The organism is Microbacterium sp. 4R-513 (assembly GCF_011046485.1).
GTDB lineage: Bacteria > Actinomycetota > Actinomycetes > Actinomycetales > Microbacteriaceae > Microbacterium.
In genome coordinates this window covers 3,122,583-3,143,879 of sequence record NZ_CP049256.1, presented here as the reverse complement: position 1 = coordinate 3,143,879, position 21,297 = coordinate 3,122,583, and the positions used below count along the sequence as shown (strand labels likewise).

Annotated in this window: 20 protein-coding genes and 1 tRNA gene; 9 read left to right on the top strand and 12 right to left on the bottom strand. The window is 68.7% G+C overall.

Annotated elements, in window-relative coordinates; genetic code table 11:
- Positions 1-7: 7 nt before the first annotated feature.
- Both G5T42_RS13835 and G5T42_RS13830 read right to left on the bottom strand, forming a co-directional pair.
- Positions 8-289, bottom strand: coding sequence for a hypothetical protein (locus G5T42_RS13835; RefSeq protein WP_165129376.1), 282 nt, complete (start codon positions 287-289; stop codon positions 8-10).
- A gap of 149 nt (positions 290-438) precedes the next feature.
- A complete protein-coding gene (locus G5T42_RS13830; protein ID WP_241245835.1) occupies positions 439-2,274 on the bottom strand; it encodes a cyclic nucleotide-binding domain-containing thioredoxin-disulfide reductase in 1,836 nt (611 codons plus the stop codon).
- Between G5T42_RS13830 and G5T42_RS13825 the strand changes: the two genes are divergently transcribed.
- The 5 genes from G5T42_RS13825 (at position 2,161) to G5T42_RS13805 (ending at position 7,915) form a co-directional block, all read left to right on the top strand.
- A complete protein-coding gene (locus G5T42_RS13825) occupies positions 2,161-2,520 on the top strand; it encodes a UBP-type zinc finger domain-containing protein (protein ID WP_165129372.1) in 360 nt (119 codons plus the stop codon). The genes G5T42_RS13830 and G5T42_RS13825 overlap by 114 nt on opposite strands.
- 36 nt (positions 2,521-2,556) lie before the next feature.
- Positions 2,557-3,963: an ATP-dependent helicase gene (locus G5T42_RS13820; RefSeq protein ID WP_347103905.1), complete on the top strand. Its 1,407-nt coding sequence runs from the start codon at positions 2,557-2,559 to the stop codon at positions 3,961-3,963.
- Between the two features lie 97 nt (positions 3,964-4,060).
- Entirely contained in the window at positions 4,061-4,654 is a 594-nt protein-coding gene (locus tag G5T42_RS13815; protein WP_206535646.1) for a 3'-5' exonuclease, read from the top strand.
- Positions 4,655-5,132: 478 nt separating this feature from the next.
- A complete protein-coding gene (locus G5T42_RS13810; RefSeq protein ID WP_165129366.1) occupies positions 5,133-6,767 on the top strand; it encodes an FAD-dependent oxidoreductase in 1,635 nt (544 codons plus the stop codon).
- A 347-nt stretch (positions 6,768-7,114) separates the two neighbouring features.
- Entirely contained in the window at positions 7,115-7,915 is an 801-nt protein-coding gene (locus G5T42_RS13805) for a nucleotidyltransferase domain-containing protein (protein ID WP_165129364.1), read from the top strand.
- 51 nt (positions 7,916-7,966) lie between these two features.
- Here G5T42_RS13805 and G5T42_RS13800 read toward each other — a convergent pair whose 3' ends face one another.
- Complete coding sequence (locus tag G5T42_RS13800) at positions 7,967-8,422, bottom strand: nuclear transport factor 2 family protein (RefSeq protein ID WP_165129362.1); 456 nt, start codon at positions 8,420-8,422, stop codon at positions 7,967-7,969.
- A gap of 89 nt (positions 8,423-8,511) precedes the next feature.
- Between G5T42_RS13800 and G5T42_RS13795 the strand changes: the two genes are divergently transcribed.
- Positions 8,512-9,168: a TetR/AcrR family transcriptional regulator gene (locus G5T42_RS13795; RefSeq protein ID WP_241245834.1), complete on the top strand. Its 657-nt coding sequence runs from the start codon at positions 8,512-8,514 to the stop codon at positions 9,166-9,168.
- A gap of 9 nt (positions 9,169-9,177) precedes the next feature.
- On the opposite strand, the gene G5T42_RS13790 is transcribed toward G5T42_RS13795, so the two are convergent.
- Complete coding sequence (locus G5T42_RS13790; protein ID WP_347103904.1) at positions 9,178-10,449, bottom strand: glycosyltransferase; 1,272 nt, start codon at positions 10,447-10,449, stop codon at positions 9,178-9,180.
- Between the two features lie 44 nt (positions 10,450-10,493).
- Between G5T42_RS13790 and G5T42_RS13785 the strand changes: the two genes are divergently transcribed.
- Entirely contained in the window at positions 10,494-10,997 is a 504-nt protein-coding gene (locus tag G5T42_RS13785; RefSeq protein WP_165129356.1) for a DUF1990 domain-containing protein, read from the top strand.
- Positions 10,998-11,247: 250 nt separating this feature from the next.
- Here the strand turns inward: G5T42_RS13785 and G5T42_RS13780 are convergent, their stop codons facing one another.
- From G5T42_RS13780 to G5T42_RS13770, 3 genes are all read right to left on the bottom strand, one after another.
- Complete coding sequence (locus G5T42_RS13780; protein ID WP_165130258.1) at positions 11,248-12,957, bottom strand: DEAD/DEAH box helicase; 1,710 nt, start codon at positions 12,955-12,957, stop codon at positions 11,248-11,250.
- A 355-nt stretch (positions 12,958-13,312) separates the two neighbouring features.
- Positions 13,313-13,777: a hemerythrin domain-containing protein gene (locus tag G5T42_RS13775; RefSeq protein ID WP_241245833.1), complete on the bottom strand. Its 465-nt coding sequence runs from the start codon at positions 13,775-13,777 to the stop codon at positions 13,313-13,315.
- A 191-nt stretch (positions 13,778-13,968) separates the two neighbouring features.
- On the bottom strand, positions 13,969-14,220 hold the full coding sequence (locus tag G5T42_RS13770) for a hypothetical protein (protein ID WP_165129352.1): 252 nt from the start codon (positions 14,218-14,220) through the stop codon (positions 13,969-13,971).
- Between the two features lie 142 nt (positions 14,221-14,362).
- Here G5T42_RS13770 and G5T42_RS13765 point away from each other — a divergent pair, with 142 nt between their 5' ends.
- Positions 14,363-14,935, top strand: a complete 573-nt coding sequence (locus tag G5T42_RS13765) for a dihydrofolate reductase family protein (protein ID WP_165129350.1) — start codon at positions 14,363-14,365, stop codon at positions 14,933-14,935.
- Positions 14,936-15,022: 87 nt separating this feature from the next.
- Here the strand turns inward: G5T42_RS13765 and G5T42_RS13760 are convergent, their stop codons facing one another.
- The 4 genes from G5T42_RS13760 to G5T42_RS13745 all read right to left on the bottom strand — a co-directional run bounded on the left by G5T42_RS13760 (position 15,023) and on the right by G5T42_RS13745 (position 18,824).
- Positions 15,023-16,009, bottom strand: coding sequence for an aldo/keto reductase (locus G5T42_RS13760; RefSeq protein WP_165129348.1), 987 nt, complete (start codon positions 16,007-16,009; stop codon positions 15,023-15,025).
- A gap of 192 nt (positions 16,010-16,201) precedes the next feature.
- Positions 16,202-16,273 (bottom strand) — tRNA-Gln (locus G5T42_RS13755).
- A 69-nt stretch (positions 16,274-16,342) separates the two neighbouring features.
- Positions 16,343-17,854, bottom strand: a complete 1,512-nt coding sequence (gene gltX / locus G5T42_RS13750) for a glutamate--tRNA ligase (protein ID WP_165129346.1) — start codon at positions 17,852-17,854, stop codon at positions 16,343-16,345.
- Between the two features lie 10 nt (positions 17,855-17,864).
- Positions 17,865-18,824, bottom strand: a complete 960-nt coding sequence (locus G5T42_RS13745) for a LysR family transcriptional regulator (RefSeq protein ID WP_165129344.1) — start codon at positions 18,822-18,824, stop codon at positions 17,865-17,867.
- 81 nt (positions 18,825-18,905) lie between these two features.
- Here G5T42_RS13745 and G5T42_RS13740 point away from each other — a divergent pair, with 81 nt between their 5' ends.
- Complete coding sequence (locus G5T42_RS13740) at positions 18,906-19,976, top strand: aminotransferase class V-fold PLP-dependent enzyme (protein ID WP_165129342.1); 1,071 nt, start codon at positions 18,906-18,908, stop codon at positions 19,974-19,976.
- A gap of 41 nt (positions 19,977-20,017) precedes the next feature.
- Here the strand turns inward: G5T42_RS13740 and G5T42_RS13735 are convergent, their stop codons facing one another.
- Positions 20,018-21,292: an MFS transporter gene (locus G5T42_RS13735; RefSeq protein WP_165129340.1), complete on the bottom strand. Its 1,275-nt coding sequence runs from the start codon at positions 21,290-21,292 to the stop codon at positions 20,018-20,020.
- Positions 21,293-21,297 lie beyond the last annotated feature (5 nt).

Here is a 21,297-nt window from a genome sequence, read left to right as displayed (position 1 = left end):
TCCGCGGTCAAGGGTACGAACGAGCCGCCGCCTCCATCTCCTGGAGGCCTGCGGCCCTGACCACCGCCACATCTGCGTCTCCTGCTCGTCCCCTTGTCCTGCTCCGCAACAGGCCGAGCTGCTCGCGGTAGTGCCGCCACGCAAGCTCCACCCGCTCGACCGCAACCTCGTGCCCGCCAGCCACCCAGTCCAGAGCGGCGATCCCGTTCGCCAGCAAGTCCATCTCGAAGTCGTCCGGATCTTGCTCGAGGAACCGCGGCAAGTTGCTGAGGCTGCTGGCATCAGGCATCACCACAAGCTACTTCAACCGAGAGGTCGTCTGCGCCGTCGAGCGACCGGCATGCGAGCGCAGACGAGCCCATGGTGGAGCCGCGTCACCGGCACCGCCCCGCCCGGCGACGGGTACGCGGTCGCCGACGCAAGGTCCGAAGCGGAGCGTCAGCCGGCCAGGGCCCGATGCACCGAAGCCACGGCGCTCGAGCCCTCTCCCACAGCGGCGGCGACCCGCTTCATCGACCCGCGGCGCACGTCGCCCGCCGCGAAGACGCGCGGGATCGAGGTCTCGAACGGGAGCGGCTCACGGCCGAGCAGCTGCCAGTGGTCGAGGGTCTGCGTCGTCACGTCGGTGCCGGTGCGGATGAACCCCGTTCCGTCGCGATCGATGCCCGGCAACCAGGCCGCTGCGGGGTCGGCGCCGATGAAGCAGAAGAGGCCCTTTGCGTCGACGTCGCCGGCAGTGTCGATGCGGACGGACTGCAGCGTTCCGTTGCCGTCGAGGCGCACCACGTTGGACCCGGTGTGCAGGCTGATTCGCGGGTCATCGGTGATGCGGTCGACGAGGTAGCTCGACATCCGTGTCCCGAGGTCGCCCCCACGCACGACCAGGTGGACGGGGCATCCGTTCGATGACAGGTAGAGCGCCGCCTGCCCAGCGGAATTCGCCCCGCCGACCACGACGACCGGGGATCCCGCGACCTGCTTGAGCTCGAGCGGTGTCGCCGCGTAGAAGATGCCGGAGCGCTCGAAGTCCTCCCATCGGTCGAGATGCAGGGTGCGGTAGGCAGCACCTGAGGTCACGATGGCTGTGCGGGAGCGGATGATGCGTCCGTCGGACAGTGTCACGTCGATAGCGTCGTCCACCGGCCGCAGATCGACTGCCTCGCACGGCGCGCACACTCGCACGCCGAATTTGATCGCCTGCAGCGTCGCCTGGCCGATGAGTCGTCCGCCGCTCACGCCGAACGGGAATCCGAGGAAGTTCTCGATACGGGAGGTGGATGCCGCCTGCCCACCGGGCGCGACGGCTTCGAGCAGCACGGTGCTGAGCCCTTCGGATGCCGCGTAGATCGCCGCGGCGAGCCCAGCGGGGCCGCCCCCGATCACGACGAGGTCGACCACCGATTCGTCTCCCGGCTCGTAGCTCAGGCCGAGCTGTTCGGCGACAAGACCCGGAGTCGCGCGCGGGAACGCCTCGCCCTGGACGAACGCGATGGGCAGGTCCGCCTCGTCGTAGCTGTGGCCGGAATGCGATTCGATCTGGTCTACGGCAACCGCCGTGTGGACGAGGTCGAAGCGCTCTGCGAAGCGGCGCAGCGCCAGGAACTCGCGCGACCTGCCGTGGCCCACGAACTTCAGCGTGAGAGCGGCGGGACCGCTGCGCAGCGACTCGCGACGGGCCCACAAGGCGTGAAGGATGAGATCGCCGAGCTCGTCCTCCTCGGCGATGATCCGGCGCAGGTTCGCCCGCGAGAGGGCGCGCACGCGCGCCGGCCCCTTCGCGCGTGCGGACAGGAAGGCGCGTTGCCCGTTGAGCAGTCCCAGCTCGCCGACGAGCGAGCGCCGGCCCATGAGCGCGACGACCTCCTCGCCGATCCACCACAGCGCATCGCGCACGACCTCGATCTCGCCGGCGTCGACGAGGATCATGGGGTAATCGGCATCCCCGGTGCGGAAGACGTGCTCGCCATCTGCGACGTCGCGCGCCTCAGCCCGCGCGCAGAGCTTCTCCCACTGCTCGTCCGTGAGTTTCGGAGCGATGGTCTCGTCGGTCACATAGCCGCCCATGGGGGCAAGGTTAGCCCGGCCCGGTGTGCCGCGAACGGGCCGGCCGGCACGGAAGTGCCTATAGTGCGAAGACGACTGATTTCTCGGGGGGCCACCTTGACCGATCCGCAGATCGACCCGCGCGTTCCACCGACCGGCACCGGCTGCGTGGAGTGTGACGACGTGGGCGGATGGTGGGTGCACCTTCGCCGTTGCGCGGCGTGCGGCCACATCGGATGCTGCGACACCTCGCCTGCGAAGCACGCCACCGCGCACTTCCGCGAGACCGGGCACCGCTACATCCGGAGCTTCGAGCCCGGCGAGAGCTGGTACTGGGACTACGTCGCTGAGGAGACAGTCGAGGGTCCACCGCTCGCTCCGCCTGAATGCAGGCCGGAGGACCAGCCCTCCCCCGGGCCGGCTGACCGGGTCCCCGCTGACTGGCGCTCTCAGCTCGCGCGCATCAACGCGGCCTGATCGGCGCTTTCACCGACCTCACGCCAGCGCGGATGGGTGGATGAGCATCCCGTCCTGCCGTTCAAGACGGGACCGCGGGCGTGCCCCGATTCCCGAGTGTCCGGGGGTCTCGTTACGGTCGCCTTCGTGGCAGTAGGCGAAGCGCTCGCCGGACTCGATCCGGCGCAACTGGAGGCGGTCGAGCACGGCGATGCGCCGCTCGTGGTCGCGGCGGGGGCCGGCACAGGGAAGACGCGGGTGCTCACCGCACGGGTTGCGCGGCTGCTGGAGGCGGGAGTCGTACCCGAGCGGATCCTGCTTCTGACGTTCACCCGGCGCGCGGCATCCGCGATGCTCTCCCGGGCTGCGGCCATGTGCGGCGACGCGCAGGCCGCGCAGCGCATAGCCGGCGGGACGTTCCATGCCGTCGCGCACCGGATCGTCGCCGAGCACGCACAGCATCTCGGTCTGGCGGACGTGACGGTCATCGACCCCGATGACGTGATCGACCTGCTCGACCTGCTTCGCGCGGAGCACGGATTGGACGGAACAGATGCGCGGCTGCCGACGACACGCACGATCGCCGACATCGGCTCCCGCGCGATCAACACGGCGACCCGGGTGCGCTCCGTGATCGAGGAGCAGTTTCCTTGGGCGCTCGAGCACGCCGACGCGGTAGCCGCTCTGTTGCGGCACTACCGCGACCGCAAGCGCGACCGCGGCCTGCTGGACCTCGATGACCTCCTCATCGCCTGGCGGGCGCTGGTCGCTGACCCCGACGTCGGAGCTCGGCTGCGGGCGCGCTGGGACTGGGTGCTGGTCGACGAGTACCAGGACGTCAACCAGCTTCAGGTCGACATCGTGCGCGGGCTGCGTCCGGATGGCCGCGGGCTTACGGTCGTCGGCGACGACGCCCAGGCGATCTACGCATTCCGCGGAGCGAGCGCCGGACACCTTCTCGAGCTCGTCGAGGCCTTCGCTGACGCCACACTGGTCCGCCTCGAACGCAACTTCCGTTCCACGCAGCCGATCCTCGACCTCGCGAACCAGATCCGTCCGGGCGAACTGAGGTTACGGCTGGTGGCCGATCGGCCGCAGCCAGGCGCGCGGCCGACGCTGGTCACGTGCCGGAATGCGGACGACGAGGCCCGAACCGTCGCCGACCGCATCCTCACTGCGCACGTCGATGGGACGCCATTGCGCTCCCAGGCCGTGCTGATGCGCACCGGCTCCCACAGCGCGCAGCTGGAGGTGGAACTGAAAGTGCGCGGTATCCCGTTCCACAAGTTCGGCGGTATCGGCTACCTGGAGACGGCGCATGTGCGGGATCTGCTGGCGAGCTTCCGCGTGGTGCTCAATCCAGCGGACGAGGTGTCGTGGTACCGGCTCCTCACCCGCCACCGTGCGATCGGCAAGACGAGTGCGCGAGAGCTCGCACGGATCCTCGCCGACGGGGGGCGCTGATCGCACGGCGGAGGCGGTCGCGGCGGCGCCCGCAAAGGCGCGAACCGGGCTCACCTCGACACTGTCCCGGCTCGACACCGTCGACTCGACGACCGCCGTGCCCGAGCTGGTCGAGGCGTGCCGAGGAGCGGTGGACCCGTTGCTGCGGGCGCACTACCCGGATTGGCACCGTCGGGTGACCGAGGTCGACGGCATCGCTCAGGCCGCCGCTCAACAGAGCGACCTCCGCGCCTTCGTGAGTGAGCAGGCGATCGACCCGGTGAGCGTCGCTGGGGACTGGGCCAAGCAGCCGCATCTCGACGAGGACTGGCTGACTTTGTCCACGATTCACTCCGCGAAGGGTCTGGAGTGGGACGTGGTCCACCTGCTACGCGCGAACGACGGCGCGATGCCCTCCGACATGGCTCTCACCTCACCTGCGGGGCTCGCCGAGGAGGAGCGGCTCTTCTATGTCGCGCTCACCCGCGCGCGTGACACTCTGGACGTGTACGTGCCCTCACAGCTCCCCACGCATCCGACCGCGTTCCTGGCCAAGCACGTCGCCGCCAAACCCAGCAGATTCCTGGCCGAGGCCGCACGGGGTCTCATGGAAGCGGTCAGCACCGCGACCGTCATTCCGGTATCCGCGGGCACCGCGCCCGTCGCCGGTCCGCGCGTGCGCATGGACGCGTTCGACGAACTTTTCGCCTGACCTCGCCGCGAGCGTGCGGACCAGCTCATTCCCGGAGCAGCGGGGAGATCGCGGCGTCATGGACTCGCGCGCAACGAGGCGCGCTCGTCGAGGAACGCGGTGACTCGTACTTCGCCTCGCGCAACGGCATCCTCACTCCGCCGACGACGGTCACCCTCCCCGCATCCCACCGCGGGACGCGCACGCGCCGGACGGAGCACCGGTCTGACGGCCGCGCCGATGTGACGCTTGTGACGGTCATGGGGGCGGCCACACCGTCCCGGCAGCGAAAGCCGCTCCCGTGGTCCTTGGAGCAACCGGCCGAGACTTCACAATCGATCAGATCGTCGGCGAGATGCTCGACACGCTTGCGGTATCCACGCCGACGCGGTGAAGGGCCGCCTCGGCGGGTGGAAGCATCCGTCGCCCAACATGGCTCGCCTGAAACGGCTCCAGCAGTGCCACGATGAATCGAGCGCGCACCGCCCGAGGAGCCTTCATGATCACAGCTGCTGAGCTGAGCGGCATCCCCTTGTTCACCGACCTGAATGAGGAGCAGCTCGCGTTCGTCGCGCGCTCAGTCGAGGACATCCGCCTCGTCCCCGGCGAGAACCTGGCGCGGGAGGGCGACGAGCGGGCCCTGTTCGTGGTCGTCGAGGGTGTGATCGAGCTCACGAAGGACATCAACGGGGTCGAGCGCCGAGTCGGCAAACGGCGGCCGGGCGAGCTCTACGGCGAGGTGCCGGTGATGCTCAGCACCAATCTGCCGGCGAGCTGCGCCGCGATGGACTCGGCGCGCGTGCTGAAGATGGACTTTGCATCGTTCTTCACGCTCGCGGCCATGGCTCCGCAGGTTGCCACGGCCGTCGGAGCCTCGGCGCAGCGCCGTATCGAGAGCTTGAAGGAGCTCGCGGCCGAGACGGCCAAGCCCGACCTCACTGTGATCGGTCGGTCCGGCGATGCGACCGTGCACGAGATCACGACGTTCCTGAACCGCAATCGGCTCACCTACCGGGTTGTGGACCCGACCGACGCCGCCGCCCCCGCGGACCCGCGGGATCTCCCGGCCGTCGTGCTCACCGACGGAACCCGACTGAACCGGCCCACGATGCGCGAGATCGCCGTGGCGGCGCACCTCCCGGTGCAAGCAGCCGGCAGTGATTACGACGTGGTCATCATCGGCGGGGGCCCGACCGGTCTCACGGCAGCCGTCAACGGTGCCGCGGAGGGCTTGCGGACGCTCGTCGTGGAGCGGTTCGCGCCCGGTGGCCAGGCCGGCACATCGACCCGCATCGAGAACTACACCGGCTTCCCGTTCGGTGTCTCCGGTGACGAGCTGGCCGCCAAGGCGATGCAGCAGGCGCGACGTCTGGGCGCGGAGATCATCGTGACGCGCGCGATCGAGTCCCTCGATCCCGAGGCACACACCGTGACGCTCGATGGTGGAGACGTGCTCAGCACGAAGGTTCTGCTCCTGACCTCGGGGGTCGAGTGGCGACACGTCGACATCCCCCAGATCGACCGGTTCCTCGGCAACGGGGTGTATTACGGTGCTGCCCGCAGCGATTCAGGCCTCGCGCAAGGAAGAGACGTGTACATCATCGGCGCAGGCAACTCCGCAGGCCAAGCAGCGGTGTTCTTCTCCCGGCGTTCTCGGTCTGTCACGCTCCTCGCGCGAGGCGAGTCGCTCGCCGCCAGCATGTCGCGCTACCTGATCGACCAACTCGAGGCCAACCCGAACGTCTCTGTGCAGACGCGCTCCGAGGTCGTCGGACTCTCGGGAACAGATGGCCTCGAAGCGATCGACATCGCCGACCGGCGTACCGGAACCACGTCGACACACGCGGCAGGCGTGCTGTTCGTGATGATCGGGGCGGATGCCGAGACCGAATGGCTTCCCGACCAGGTGGCGCGCGATGTGAACGGGTTCGTCCTGACCGGACCGCACGCCCGCTCGAGCGGCGCGTGGCCGCTCGAACGCGAACCGTTCGCGCTCGAGACGACAGCGCCCGGCGTCTTCGCCGCGGGCGACGTGCGCTCGGGCTCGGTCAAGCGCGTCGCGGCGGGCGTGGGCGAAGGCGGGATGGCGATCGCGTTCGTGCACCAGTATCTCGCCCTGACACCGCAGCCCTGAACTTCCGCAGCGGAGTGAAGCAGCGACGGAATGCTCCGCGTTTCCGCCGGGAGTCGAGAACATCAGGCGAAGCTTGCCGAGGACGACGGTCTCGTCTGCCATGACCGCACCCTACGCCGACGTCCGGGCAGGCACGAGTGTCGGCCACGGCTTCTCGTTTCGATCCTCAGACGGCGTGCTCATGCGGCGGAGGAAGTGCCCGTCCACAACCCGATGGAGACGCCGGAGGGCTCACCGAACGTCGCAAACCACCGGTCGTCGCCGCCGAGCTCCGTCCGGTGTTGCGGTCGTGTGGAGATGAGCGGTCAACCTGATCGGGGCGGGACGGCGGCCTATAGGCTCCGCACATGTTCACCGAGCAGCGCCTCAGGGAGATGGCCGAAGAACTCTGCGGCGTGCGGGGCGTCCGGGCGGTAGCTCTCGGGGGCAGTCGCGCACGCGGCACTGATCGGCCCGATTCCGACTTCGATCTCGGGGTGTACTACGACGGCGGGGTCGACCTGTCCGCTCTCGAGAAGATCGCCGCGCGATGGTCGGGATCACCGGTCTCTGTGGCGGCGCCCGGCCAGTGGGGGGATTGGGTGGACGGCGGCGCATGGCTCGTCGTCGACGGCGTGGCCGTCGACTGGATCCTGCGAGACGTGGGCCGGGTGGCCGAGCAGTGTGAGCGAGCCGTCGCGGGGCGATTCGCCTTCCACACGCAGGCGGGGCATCCGCTGGGATTCCTGGATGTGTCGTACGCCGGCGAAGTCGCGCTCTGTGTGCCGCTGTGCGACGAGGAGGGACTGCTGAAGGACCTGGCAGATCGAGTGACACCGTATCCCGCGCCATTGCGCGAGGCGCTTCTGCAGAATCTCTGGCAGGTCGATTTCCTCCTCGACAATGCCGAGAAGGGCGCCCGCTCGACGGATGTTGCTTACGTCGCGCTCTGCCTGACCACGACCGCGATGCGGATCGCCCACGCGTGGCATGCTGTCGCCGGGCAGTGGGTCGTCAACGAAAAGGGGCTGGTGCCGAATGTCGCCCGGCTCAACATCGACACGGGCGACTTCTGTGAGACGGCCTGCGCCGTCCTCGGGGCGCCGGGTGCGACCCCGGAAGCCTTGCAGGCATCCATCACCGCCTTGCGGAATGCAGCACGTCCCTGAAACTCGCGCCGTCGAAACGGGTCGCACCGCCCGAGACGTGTCAGGGCGAAGTCACCGCTGCTCACTCGATGCTTTCCCGCTGCTGTCCTCGAAAAGGGGCGTGGTTTCGTCGGGTGCGAAATCCGCGTGGCGGTGAATGATCTTCCACACGCCGTCTTCTCGCCGGTAGAGATGAGTGACCCGAAGTCGGTACTTGCGTCGCACGCCATCGGTGATGGCTTCGCTGTTCTCGTAGGCGACGGTATAGGCGAGGTCACCGCTGGCTTGCGCGTGGAGCACTTCGAAGTCCCACGAGATCGAGCCGCCGAACCAGGAGGCAACCTCGTGGAAGGCACGCTCGACATCAGACCATCCAGACACGGTTAGATTGGCGCCGAACAATGAGACGGGGTCGTGATGGCTCCACAACGCGATCCGCGGCAGGGGGTCGCCGTTGTGGATCTCGGCATCCGCCGCGCTCTGAGCCGGGACCATCTGGGCGAGAAACGCCTCGGTTTCTGTAGTCATGATCTGCTCCGTTCTGGTCAGCGGTGGCTCCACGGCGCGCCGTTCAGTAAACTGTGACTGTTTTCATTACAGACAGGATGTACCGACTAGTGGACACGGTCAAGAGGGCTTACAACTCGACCTCTCGGGCGCGCCAGGCGCAGGAGAACCGCGACCGGATCAGCCGCGCCGCGCACGATCTCTTCGTCGAGCGCGGCTATGGCAACACGACGGTCATCGACGTGGCGAAGGCGGCTGATGTCTCCCCTGAGACGATCTACAAGTCGTTCGGCAGCAAAGCCGAACTGCTTCGCAGCGCGTGGTTCGTGATGTTCCGCGGTGACGGGCAGGACGAAACCCTGTACGACCGTCCGGAGACCCAGGCCGTCCTGCAGCTCCCAGACCTGGCCTCGCGGATCGAAGGATTCGCGCGCCTCACCGCCGCACGCAGCCGCCGCAGCGCTCCCCTTCTGCGGGCGATCGAAGGAGCGGCCGCGAGCGAGGCCGGCGCCCGAGACATGCTCACGACTTGGCACGCGCGACTCATCGACGTGGCCGCACGCTTCGCGCGCAGTGCCGCCGAGACCGGACAGCTCGCGATCCCCGAAGACGAGTGCCGCGACATCATGTTCGCCATGCTCGACGGCCACCTCTGGCAACGCCTCGTCGTCGAACGGGGCTGGACCGACGAGCGCTACGCCGACTGGCTCGCCGCGCAATGGCAGCACCAGTTTATTGCCGCGTCGGAGCGCGTCCCCGGATCCTGAGGCACTCTCTCAGCCGACGAGGCCGGCCAGGATCGGGACAGCCTCAGCAGGCGGCGGCAGCGCTTCCATGGCTGCCGCGACGCGACGGGCCGACTCGGCGTACGTCGGGTCCGACAGGAGCCGAGGCACTTCTGCGGCAGCGAGCTCGATTGACGAAGTCCCCGGCTCCACTGTGATGCCGGCGCCCGCGGCTACCACGTGATCCCCGTTGACCACCTGATCGAACGTGAAGAGCGGCACGACCACCTGCGGCACTCCGGCGGCCAGAGCGCCCATCGTCGTCCCGAATCCGCCGTGCCCCAGCATCGCCGCCGCCTGCTCGAGCACTGCGTCTTGGGGTAACCACTGCTCGACGTGAGCGTTGAAGGGCAGAGGTCCGATACCGGCGGGGTCGACCTTGCGCCCGACGGTCAGCAGGACACGCGCCTCGACATCGGCCAAGGCATCCAGTGCCCGTCGGAAGACACCGGCGAACGGCCCCAGCGAGCCGGTGACCGAGCCGAACGTCACGTAGACCAACGGCCACTCCGCATCGCCCCAGGCGGGAAGTCGTTGATCGACGGAAGCCGGCCGCGGCTCGTGGAACCGCAGGAAGTCATCGCCCTCCGTCGTCATCCCCGTTGCATTGTCGAGGACCTCGGGCACCAGGCTGAGGACGGTCTCGGAGACCCGCGCGGACGTCATCCGACCCTCGTCCAGACCGGCGAGCCGACCCAGTTCCTCCAGCGGATCGGCGATGGCCTCTGCGAACCTAGGTGGGACCTCGTGCATTCCGATGCATACGTGGACGTGCGGCACCCCGGCGCCCTCGGCCGCGGCGAGTGAAGCGAGCTCGGCGGTCTCGCGGAGAATCAGGTCGGGACGCCAACGGCCGATCGTGCGCTCGAGCGAGGGCAGCGCGGCCTGTGCATCGATTCGGCCGAAGACCTCAGTGATGACGAGACTGTCGGCCTCCTTGAACGGCAGGGTGGGCAACCTCGCCATGACGGGACGTATGAGCTCTCGCGGCGCATCGGCGAACGGCTCATGCGTGAAGCCTGCCTTCGTCACCGCCGGTGCGTAGGATGCCGGGGCCGCCACCCGCACCTCGTGTCCGGCGCGCGCCAGAGCGCGGGCGAACGGCAAGATGGGCCCGAAGTGGCCGTCGTTGCCCGTTGTCGCACACAGCACGCGCACACGCACAGGCTCCCACCGACGATCCGTCTCGGCAACGCCGGCCCTCCCCTTGGCAGGCGGAGACGGAGGCGGCGGCACGGGCGGCCTCACTCGGTTCCGCGGCATCCCGGGAACACGTCCTTCCGATCCCGGGCGCCTAGCCTGGGCGAATGCTCGCAGTGACGTATTCAGAAGTCGGCGCCACCGCTGGAGAGCTGCCTGGCGGATACCACCATCTCCGGAGGGAGCGCGTCGTCGGGCACGGTTCGGAGGAGTTCGCGCGCGCCGCAGACGATCTGCTGACTGGAGCCGTGCAACGTCGGGCCGGGGCCACCGTTTGGCTGTCGGAGGTGCCTTTACGCGAGGGCACCCACGTGCGGATGCGATTGCGCGTGGGTCCGCTGCTGTTCAACATTCCCTGCGTCGTGGTCTGGACCGAGAGGACTGCCACCTCTTGCGGCTTCGCCTACGGCACTCTGCCGGGCCACCCGGAGCGCGGCGAAGAGCGCTTCGAGGTTCAGCTCACGCCAGCCGGCGACGTGATCTTCCGGATCGTCGCATTCTCCGCCCCCGGCCGTTGGTTCACCCGGCTCGGTGGCCCGGTGGCTCGGCTGGTGCAGAGAACGACGACCGACCGCTACCTCCGGGCACTCGACCAGGCCACCGCCGGCTGAACATCGCTGTCCACCTGAGCTCCGTCATCATCGACGACCGAACTGCGCATGCCGGATGCCGCGTACGCAACAGCGCAGTCGCGGAGCCGCCCGGACAAAGAAGAAGCCCCGACTGTTACCACACAGCCGGGGCGAGACGAATGAGAAGTTCGCCTATCAGTGCGAGCATAACGCTCGCACCTGTGAGGACGCCCTTCGCCCTCGATACTCGCCTCCCCTGCCGAAGGCGGGGAGCAATCCGCGCTGGTCGTCAGTGGCGGGGCTTGCGCGGAGGGCGATCGTCGTCCCGACGCGTCTGCCGCCGGGGACCTCCCGTGTCGAGCCGCAGTTCGATGAGGCGTCCGGAGATGCGGGTGCCCGAGAGCCGATCGAGCGTCGCGCGTGGAAGGTCGGCGGGGAGCTCGACGAGGGAGAAGTCCGGCCGGATCTGGATCGCCCCGAAGTCGTCGCGCTTGAGGCCGCCCTCGTTCGCGAGCGCCCCCACGATCTGGCGGGGCTCGACGCGATGGCGCTTGCCGACCGCGATCCGATAGGTGGCCATGCCGTCGCGTCGCGCACGAGGCTGTCGCTCGCCGCCATCCCGATCGCGGTCGAAGCGCCCCGACCGCTCGCCGCGGTCGCGGTCGCCCCGCTCACGGTGCGAAGGCTCGGGGTCCGGCTCGAGCAGGAGCGGCGACTCGCCCTGGGCGACCACGGCAAGGGCGGCCGCGACATCCACTTCCGGAACGTCGTTGTGCCGCACGTAGTGGGCGACGATGTCGCGGAAACGGTCGATTCGCTCGGTCTCACCCAGGGCCGCCGTGATGCGATCGTCGAAGCGCGCAAGGCGTGTGACGTTCACCTCGTCGACGCTCGGGAGCGGAATCTCGGTGAGCTCCTGACGGGTGGCGCGCTCGATCGCGCGCACGAGCCCGCGCTCGCGCGGTGTCACGAAGCTGATCGCGTCACCAGACCGTCCCGCGCGACCGGTGCGGCCGATGCGATGCACATACGACTCGGTGTCGGTGGGGATGTCGAAGTTCACGACGTGCGAGATGCGCTCGACATCCAGGCCGCGCGCGGCGACATCGGTGGCGACGAGGATGTCGAGCTTGCCGGACTTCAGCTGGTTGATCGTCTTCTCGCGTACGGGCTGCGCGACGTCGCCGTTGATCGCAGCGGCCGAGTATCCTCGCGCGCGCAGCTTCTCCGCGATTTCCTCCGTCACGCTCTTCGTGCGACCGAAGACGATCATGCCGTCGAAGTTCTCGGTCTCGAGGATGCGGGTGAGGGCGTCCATCTTCTGCTGGAACGACACGATGAGGTACCGCTGCGTGATCGTCGACGACGTCGTCGTCTTCGTCTTGACGGTGATCTCTTCGGGATCGTGGAGATACTGCTGGGAAATGCGCCGGATGGCTGCGGGCATCGTCGCCGAGAAGAGCGCGACCTGCTTCGAGTCGGGGGTGTCCGCGAGGATCGTCTCGACGTCCTCGGCGAAACCCATCTTGAGCATCTCGTCGGCCTCGTCGAGCACCAGGTACTTCAGCTCGGTGAGGTCGAGCGTTCTCTTGTCGAGGTGGTCCATGATGCGCCCCGGCGTGCCGACGATGATGTGCACACCCCGGCGGAGGGCTGACAGCTGCACCCCGTAGCCCTGGCCGCCGTACACAGGGAGGACGTGCACGCCACGTAGGTGCGACGCGTACTTCTCGAACGCCTCGCACACCTGCAGCGCAAGCTCGCGCGTCGGCGCGAGCACGAGCGCCTGCGGCGTCTTCTGCGACAGGTCGAGTCTGTCGAGGATCGGCAGGGCGAACGCCGCGGTCTTCCCCGTGCCGGTCTGTGCGAGACCCACGACGTCACGGCCCGCCAGAAGGGTCGGGATCGTCGCGGCCTGGATCGCCGACGGCGTCTCGTACCCGACGTCGCGGAGCGCGGCGAGCACCGGACCGCCCAACCCGAGGTCGGCAAAAGTCATCGCGGCGGGCTCTTGCGGAGCCGCTTCCTCGACCGGGGCATCGGAGGTGGTCACGCTTAAGGGTAGTGCGCACTCGATGCCGGTGCCCAGCCGCGATGAGCCTTCGGACCGCTTCCCCGCCATACCCGTCGCGCGAGTTCACGATCTCCGACCCGGATGGAAACTACTGGACCTTCGCCACCTTCGCCGGATGACGCCCGCCGCGGAGTCTCGGCTCGCGAACTCTGGCTGACCCGCTGCGCGGGCTGCGAGCGATCCTCCAGCGTCTTCAGGTCGAGCACCGGACGCAGTTTCCCACGGACTGATTCAGTGGGTACTTCTCGGCTACGGGCCCGTGAGGCGCAGTCGCCCCTGTTCAGAGCGGCCCGAAGACGGTGGACGGGTCGGCGTCGAGTTCGAGCTCGTCCAGGAGCGGCTCGAGCTCGCGCTCTTCGAACCGGAAATGCGACTCCATGATCGCGGCGAGGCCCTCGAGGTGTCGAGCGAGGACCGCGGGTGATGCGTTCGCCTGCGCCGCGGCATCCAACTGGGAAAGCAGCGTTGAGATCATGGCGTGATCCTGTCTGAGCAGACCGACCACGCGAGTGGCTTCCGGGTACTGAGAAGCGAGCGCGGGGAACAGCGAGGCATCCTCCCCCCGATGGTGGCCCTCGAGCGACACACAGAAGCCATGGCAGAAGAGCAGCAGGTCCCGCGACACGTCCGGCAGTGCGGTCTCGTGCCGCACCGCATCCTGCGCCATCTGCAACGCCAGCCGGAGACGTCGGTGCGCCTCGCGGAGCTCCCATCGCCATGCGACGAGCCTTGGAATATCGCTCACGCGAGGATGTCGGCACAAGCCTTCATGAATGACCGCCCAGTTCGAGCGCCGAGGGACCATGGGATGCCGCGGCGCATCGCCAGCCTACCGAATCGCTCCGGGACCTCAGCGCATTCGCGACGCACCGGCGATGACGCGCTCATGGAACCCTCAGCCTCGCCGGGCAAGACGACAGGAGGAAGCGCGGGCGGTCAGGCCGACTTGTCGTTCGCCTCTTCTTCCGCCGTCGTGAGCTCGAGGATCCGCGCCTCGAGCGCGCGCAGGAGTGGTTCTCGCCGGGCCGTCTTCAGCACTTCGTTGATGTACGACTGCGCGAGCCCCGTGGCGACGAGGCCGGCGTAGCCGCTGTCTTCGATCTCGACGACGAGGTGACTGACGGCGTCGACGTCGTCGGCCACCATTGCGCGGAGAAGTCGCGCCGCGAGAACATCTGGTCCATCCATGTCGGATCACTCCCTTCGGTGCGGGATTCTAGGAATCCGCCGGGGATTGCTCAAGGGCGCGAGCCGCGACGGGGCCCTTCCATAGGTGGCACCAGGTCGGTAGCGTGCTCACCGATCGGGATCGCGGACCGCGGGAGTGAGCATGGCAGATCTGATGATCGACTACATCTCCTCGTTGGACGGGTACGGCTCCGCCGAGGGATGGCCGGGGCTCTGGGGGCTTGGCGGTCCCGAGTACTTCGCATTCCTGGCCGAGGAGGCGCGACAGCCCTACACCTTGCTGATGGGCTCGCACACCTATCGACTCTTCTCGGAGTTCGCCCGAACGGGCGAAGAGGAGATGGCGGAACTGACTGCCCGCGACAAGATCGTGTTCTCGCGCACCCTCCGCGAACCGCTGGAATGGGCGAACACCAGTCTCCACACAGGCGACGCTGTCGAGGCGGTACGCGAGCTCAAACGAGGCGACACTCGGCTCCGGACGGTCGGCAGCCCAAGCCTGTGCCGCTCGCTGCTGCACGCGGGGCTGGTGGATCGGTACCGAGTCGTCATCTTCCCGGTGGTCAACGGCAGAACCGGCGCTGATCGCATCTACGACGACTGGCCGGACGTGCTCATGGAGTCGGTGGCGCTGCGAACCTTCGACGGCAGGCTCCAGCTGTTCGAGGGGGCGCCGACCCTCGTCGAGGATCCCCCGCCGTCGGGAAGAGATTAGGGGCGGGCGCGTTCATGCTCGAGCCCTGGGTCGATCATCGCGAGGCTGGCGGTTCGTCATCGTCGCCACATCGCTGTTCCCGCACATTCAGCGGTCGACGAACCCCATGTGGAGTTCGTTGTAGCGGTTTCCGTGGACGCCGATGCTTCGGGCGAGGGCGTCGAGATCGGCGACCTCGTCCGCGGACAGTGCGACCGCCGTCGCGGCGGCGTTCTCACGCAGGCGCGAGGTGCGACGCGTGCCGGGGATCGGCACGATCCAGGGCTGCTGGGCGAGAAGCCACGCCAATGCGACTTGGCCGGACGTGGCATCCTTCGACGCCGCAAGAGTCGCAACGTGGTCGACGAGTGCCTGGTTCGCGGCGCGGTTCTCGTCGCTGAATCGCGGGATCGTGCTGCGGATGTCACCCTCGGAGAAGGTGGTCGACCGGTCGACGCTTCCCGTGAGGAAGCCTTTACCGAGCGGGCTGAACGGGACGAACCCGATCCCCAGTTCGGTGAGGGTCGGCAGGACCGCCTCTTCGGGGTCGCGCGTCCACAGCGAATACTCGCTCTGCAGGGCCGTGACCGGGAACACGGCGTGCGCACGACGCACCGTCTCGGCAGAGGCTTCGGAGAGCCCGAAATGGCGGACCTTCCCCGCCGCGACGAGATCGCCCACGGTTCCGGCGACGTCTTCGATCGGCACGTCGGGATCGACTCGGTGCTGGTAGAACAGATCGATCACGTCGGTCCGGAGGCGGCGCAGGGACGCGTCCGCGACAGCGCGAATCTGTTCCGGTCTGCTGTTCAGGCCGACGCTCTTGCCGTCCCGGATGTCCCAGCCGAACTTCGTCGCGAGCACGACCTGATCGCGCACCGGCTCGAGGGCTTCGCCGACGAGCTCCTCGTTGACGTACGGCCCGTACACTTCGGCGGTGTCGAAGAAGGTGACTCCCGCGTCCGACGCCGAGCGCAGCACCTGGATCATCTCGTCCCGGCTGCCGGGGTTCGGTCCGTAGCTCTGCGACATCCCCATGCAGCCGAGGCCGATCGCAGAGACTTCCAGCCCTTGTCCGAGTGTGCGGGTGTGCATGTCAGTCCTCCTTCACGGCGGTGGCAGGGCCGTCTTGGTCCCTATGGACCGACGGTACGCGGGCCGCTCGCAGGGAGGAATGCCCTGCCGGTACACCTCTCGCCACGCACCTCCGCGATACCGGAGTGAGACGAAGAAACGTGAGATCAGACACAAAAAACCCCTGGTTCCGAAGAACTCAGGGGTTTGTCGCTGGGGTACCTGGACTCGAACCAAGAACAACTGAACCAGAATCAGCCGTGTTGCCAATTACACCATACCCCAGGGGGCTGAGCCGAAGCCGTGCCGAAGATCAAGTCTAGACGACGCCGACGGCTCGACCAAACCGAGCCGTCAGGCGCGATCGACGAAGGCAGCGAGGCGGCGGAGCGACTTCTGCTTGCCGAGCAGCTCGATCGACTCGAAGAGCGGCGGTGAGACGCGGCGACCGCTGAGGGCCACGCGCAGCGGTCCGTAGGCGACCCGCGGCTTGAGGCCGAGGCCCTCGATGAGCGCGCCGGCGAGAGCCTCCTGGATCGCGGCGGCGGTGAACTCCGACTCGGGAATCAGCTCGAGCGCCGAGACCGACGCGACGACGACCTCGTTCGCATTGGCAGGAAGCGAGGCGAGTGCGTCGGCGTCATACGAGACCTCGTTAGTGAAGAGGAATCCCAGCAGCCCGGGCACGTCGCCGAGGAGCTGCACGCGCTCCTGCACAAGGGGCGCCGAGGCCGCTATGAGCGCCGACTGCTCGGGGGTCGGCGGGTCGGCGACCACGCCCCGAGACGCGAGGTAGGGCACGATGCGCGCGGCGAAGTCGTCGGCCGACAGCATCCGGATGTGGTCGCCGTTGATCGACTCGGCCTTCTTCTGATCGAAGCGCGCCGGATTCGGATTCACGTTCACGATGTCGAAGGCGGCGGTGAACTCGTCGAGCGAGAACACGTCGCGGTCCGGGCCGATCGACCAGCCGAGGAGCGCGAGATAGTTCAGCAGGCCCTCGTGGATGAAGCCCTTCTCGCGCTGCAGGAAGAGGTCCGCCTTCGGGTCACGCTTGGAGAGCTTCTTGTTGCCCTCCTCCCCCAGGACGAGAGGCATGTGGCCGAAGCGCGGCACGAAGGTCGTGATGCCCGCATCGATGAGCGCCCCGTACAGCGCGAGCTGGCGCGCCGTCGACGGCATGAGGTCTTCGCCGCGGATGACGTGCGTGATTCCCATCAGAGCGTCGTCGACCGGATTGGTGAACGTGTAGAGCGGCTGACCGCCGGCGCGCACGACGACGAAATCGGGGAACGACCCCGCCGGGAACGTCACCTCGCCGCGGATGAGGTCGACGTACGTCAGATCCTCGTCGGGCACACGCAGGCGCCACGCCGGCTCACGGCCTTCCGCGCGGAACGCGGCCCGCTGCTCGTCGGTCAGGTCACGGTCGAAGTTGTCGTAACCGAGCTGCTTCGCGCGCCCGTTCGCCTCGTTGCGGGCATCGATCTCGTCGGCGGTCGAGTAGCTCTCGTAGACGGCACCCGACGCGATGAGCTTCTGCAGCACCTCGGCGTAGATGTCGAAGCGCTCCGACTGCCGATACGGCGCGTGCGGGCCGCCCTTCTCGACGCCTTCGTCCCAGTCGATCTCGAGCCACGTGAGCGCGTCGACGAGCTGCAGATAGCTCTCTTCGCTGTCGCGGGCGGCGTCCGTGTCTTCGACGCGGAAGATGAGCTTGCCGCCTGTGTGCCGCGCGTACGCCCAGTTGTAGAGGGCCGTGCGGATCATTCCGACGTGCGGGAGACCCGTCGGCGAGGGGCAGAAGCGGACGCGCACATCGGTGCCCGTCGCGGTCGTGGTGCGGGGATCGGGTGCAGAAGACATCCGCCCCAGTCTAGTTCCGGGATGCCGCGGCCCCCGGCGTCCCGACGACCTGCGCAAGTGCAGCCAGCGTCGTGCGGACCGCGGGCACGCGGTCGGCGCCGTGGGCCGTCACGACGTGCAGCGTCCGACGCTCCCCCGGCGGAAGCGGGATCGTCACGACCCCGGGAAGCTGTGGGAACGACTCCACGGCGAGCCGCGGCAGCGTCGCGACACCGATGCCCTGCGCGACGAGGCCCTCGACCGCGACGAAGTTGTCCGTCTCGAACGCGATGCGCGGCTCGAACCCGGCGCGCCCGCAGAGTTCGAGCAGGTGGCCCCGGCACCGCGGGCATCCGGCGATCCAGTCCTCGTCTGCCAAGGCGGCGATGTCGACGCCGGACGCACCGGCGATCGGGTGACCCGCGGGAACGACGGCGAGCAGGTCGTCGCTGCCGATCGTCCGCACGGACAAGCCGCTCGCGCTCGATCGATGCGGGTCTTCGCGATCGCCCGGGTAGCTGAAGGTCAGAGCGATGTCGGCCCGATCCTCGCGCACAGCCTCGACCGCCTCGGGCGGCTCCGCCTCGAGGTAGGTGACCGACACTCCTGGGTGCAGCTCAGCGAGCAGTGCGAGCAGTCGCGGCACGATCGTGGGCGAGGCGGACGGGAAGCCCGCGAGCCTGACGCGGCCCGCGCGAAGGCCTCGAAGCTCGGCCAGTTCACCGGCCGCAGCATCCAGCGCCGTCGTGACAGCGGGAGCGTGACGCGCAAGGACGCGACCCGCCTCCGTCAGCCGGACCGACCGTCCGGCGCGCTCGACGAGTGCGACCCCGAGGCGCCCCTCGAGGCGCTTGAGCTGCTGGCTCACCGCGGGCTGGCTGTAGCCGAGCGCCGCCGCCGCCGCGGTGATCGAGCCCTCGTCGCCGATCGCTTTGACGATGCGGAGAGACTGCACGTCGAGGTCGGTGTCGTCGCTCAGCCAGTCGCTCATTCCAGAAGCATAAGCAGGCGGCATGGATCATATGCAACACCTGCGCTGGACGAATGCTTCTTGCCGCGGCACGCTCGAAGCATGCCTCCGGTCCTCGCCCCCACCCCGAATCTCGCCGATGTGCGCCGGCAATTCTCCGGCGGTCGCGGCTACCTCGCCGCGTGCACGGTGGGACTGCCGTCCAACGCGACGCGGGATGCTGTGATCGCCGACGCGAACGCGTCTGCCGCCGGCCGGCCCGACCCCGCGTCGTACACGGCAGCGGCCGAGCGGTCCCGCGGACACTTCGCCCGCCTTGTCGGTGTGGAGCCCGCCCGAGTTGCGATCGGCTCGCAGGTGTCCGTCCTCGCCGCGCTCGTCGCCGCGTCACTCCCCCACGGCTCTGAGGTGCTCGTCCCAGAGGGTGACTTCTCCTCCATGCTCCTGCCGTTCGCGCACGCCGGCCGCGACCTCCGACTGCGCGCGGTCGAGCTGGGCAACCTGGCCGCGGAGGTACGACCCGAAACCGCGCTCGTCGCGTTCTCCCTCGTGCAGTCGGCGACGGGCGAGGTGGCGGATGCCGCGGCGATCGTGTCCGCCGCTGGGCGCAACGGGGCTCGGACGTTCTGCGACGCGACGCAGGCGGTCGGGTGGCTGCCCGTCGAGGCATCCGCGTTCGACGCTCTCGTCTGCCACTCTTACAAGTGGCTGTGCGCGCCCCGCGGCGCCGCGTTTCTCACCGTCTCCGAGGCGTTCGCCCGCGACATCCCGCCGCTCTTCGCGGGCTGGTACGCCGGAGCCGACCCCTGGACCTCTTGCTACGGCACCCGGATCGCGCTGGCCGAGGACGCGAGCCGCTTCGACGTCTCGCCGGCCTGGCAGGCGTTCGTGGGGGCGGAACCCGCTCTCGAACTCTTCGCATCGGTCGACCCCTTCGAGGTCTACACCCACGTGACGAACCTGGCCGCCCGGTTCCGGGAGTCGCTCGGACTCCCAGCGCCCGAACGACCGAGCGCGATCGTGACGTGGGCGGATCCGGATGGATGCGACCTCGCTCGCCTCACCGCGGCCGGCATCACGGCATCCGGTCGCGCCGGACGCGCGCGCGTCGCCTTCCACGTCTTCAACGAGGAGGACGACGTCGAGCTGGCTCTCTCGGCACTGAAGCGCTGATTCGCAGGCGCGCAGGCGCTCAGGCGCTCAGGCGCTCAGGCTCAACCGCGCAGCGGTACGGCCCGAGCCCCGCGGGCCAACGGAGACAGCGCGACCACGGCGATGACCGCGACACCGACGACCAGCGCCAGGCCGCCGTATCCGATCCACCCGAGCACGAATCCGGCGATGATCGCGCCTCCCGCTCCCACGATGCTCATGACGAAGTCGCTGAAGCCCTGTCGGCGGGTTCTCATCGCTTCCGACGACGCCTCGGTGAGAAGCGCCGAGCCGGCGACGGTCGAGGCGCTCCACCCGAGCCCGAGGAGCATGAGTGCGATCGTCACGGCGGTCGTCGACTCCTGACCGAAGGAGGCGGTGAGGAGTGCCGCGACGAGGAACGCCTGACCGACGAGGATCGTCTGCACCCGTCCGACACGGTCGGAGAGGATGCCGAAGACCGGCGACAGCGCGTACATGCCGAGGATGTGCAGGCTCAGCGTGAAGCCGATGATCGTGAGATCGGCGCCGTGGTGCAGCAGGTGCACGGGGGTCATCGCCATGACGGACACCATGACGCCGTGCGCCGCCGCGACCGCGAAGATCGCGTAGCGGGCGAGGGCGGGCCGGTCGACTTTGGCGATCGCTTCGGCCGCCCGCTCGGCGCCTCGCGCGGCGACGACCCGCTGTGCGGTGAGCAGCGGGTCGGGCCGCAGAGCGATGAGATAGAGCAGGATGCCGAGGGTCTGGCCGACGATCGTGAAGACGTACGGCCCCGTGAGGGGCGGCATCCCTATCGCCTCTCCGAGCGCCTCCCCCGGCCCTGTCAGATTGGGACCGAGCACCGCGCCGATCGTCGTGGCCCACACGACGATCGAGAGATCGCGTCCGCGGGAGGCGTCGGTCGCGAGGTCGACCGCGGCGAAGCGGGACTGCAGGTTCGCCGCCTGCCCGCCGCCCACGAGGAGGAAGGCGACCAGCAGCAGCGGGAAGAGATCGAGGCCGACGGCCGTGACGACGAGGACGACGCCGACGAGGGCGATGGCCATGCCGAGCGCGAGCGAGAACCGGCGTCCGAAGCGCCGGGCGAACGCCGCAAGGGGCACCGCCAGGACGGCGGTGCCGAGCGTCACGGCGGCCGCCGCCAGGCCGGAGAAGGAGTCGTCGCCCGAGACCTCGGCGGCGAGGACCGCGCCGAGTGAGAGTGTCGCCCCGAACGCGATGCCGCCGAGCACCTGCCCCGCGGACAGCACCCAGACCGTGCGGCGCTGCACGCCCGCGACGTCGGGTGCCGAGGCATCCGTCGCCTGCGCGGGGCGAGCTCCGGGCTGCGACATGGCCG

Bases quoted from the DNA above. Each gene is read 5' to 3' on its own strand.
- G5T42_RS13800 (WP_165129362.1), bottom strand. From the start codon at position 8,422: ATGACTACAGAAACCGAGGCGTTTCTCGCCCAGATGGTCCCGGCTCAG.
- G5T42_RS13805 (WP_165129364.1), top strand. From the start codon at position 7,115: ATGTTCACCGAGCAGCGCCTCAGGGAGATGGCCGAAGAACTCTGCGGC.
- G5T42_RS13810 (WP_165129366.1), top strand. From the start codon at position 5,133: ATGATCACAGCTGCTGAGCTGAGCGGCATCCCCTTGTTCACCGACCTG.
- G5T42_RS13760 (WP_165129348.1), bottom strand. From the start codon at position 16,009: ATGCACACCCGCACACTCGGACAAGGGCTGGAAGTCTCTGCGATCGGC.
- G5T42_RS13735 (WP_165129340.1), bottom strand. From the start codon at position 21,292: ATGTCGCAGCCCGGAGCTCGCCCCGCGCAGGCGACGGATGCCTCGGCA.
- G5T42_RS13745 (WP_165129344.1), bottom strand. From the start codon at position 18,824: ATGAGCGACTGGCTGAGCGACGACACCGACCTCGACGTGCAGTCTCTC.
- G5T42_RS13835 (WP_165129376.1), bottom strand. From the start codon at position 289: ATGCCTGATGCCAGCAGCCTCAGCAACTTGCCGCGGTTCCTCGAGCAA.
- G5T42_RS13770 (WP_165129352.1), bottom strand. From the start codon at position 14,220: ATGGATGGACCAGATGTTCTCGCGGCGCGACTTCTCCGCGCAATGGTG.
- G5T42_RS13780 (WP_165130258.1), bottom strand. From the start codon at position 12,957: ATGACTTTTGCCGACCTCGGGTTGGGCGGTCCGGTGCTCGCCGCGCTC.
- G5T42_RS13785 (WP_165129356.1), top strand. From the start codon at position 10,494: ATGCTCGCAGTGACGTATTCAGAAGTCGGCGCCACCGCTGGAGAGCTG.
- gltX (WP_165129346.1), bottom strand. From the start codon at position 17,854: ATGTCTTCTGCACCCGATCCCCGCACCACGACCGCGACGGGCACCGAT.
- G5T42_RS13790 (WP_347103904.1), bottom strand. From the start codon at position 10,449: ATGCCGCGGAACCGAGTGAGGCCGCCCGTGCCGCCGCCTCCGTCTCCG.
- G5T42_RS13765 (WP_165129350.1), top strand. From the start codon at position 14,363: ATGGCAGATCTGATGATCGACTACATCTCCTCGTTGGACGGGTACGGC.
- G5T42_RS13740 (WP_165129342.1), top strand. From the start codon at position 18,906: ATGCCTCCGGTCCTCGCCCCCACCCCGAATCTCGCCGATGTGCGCCGG.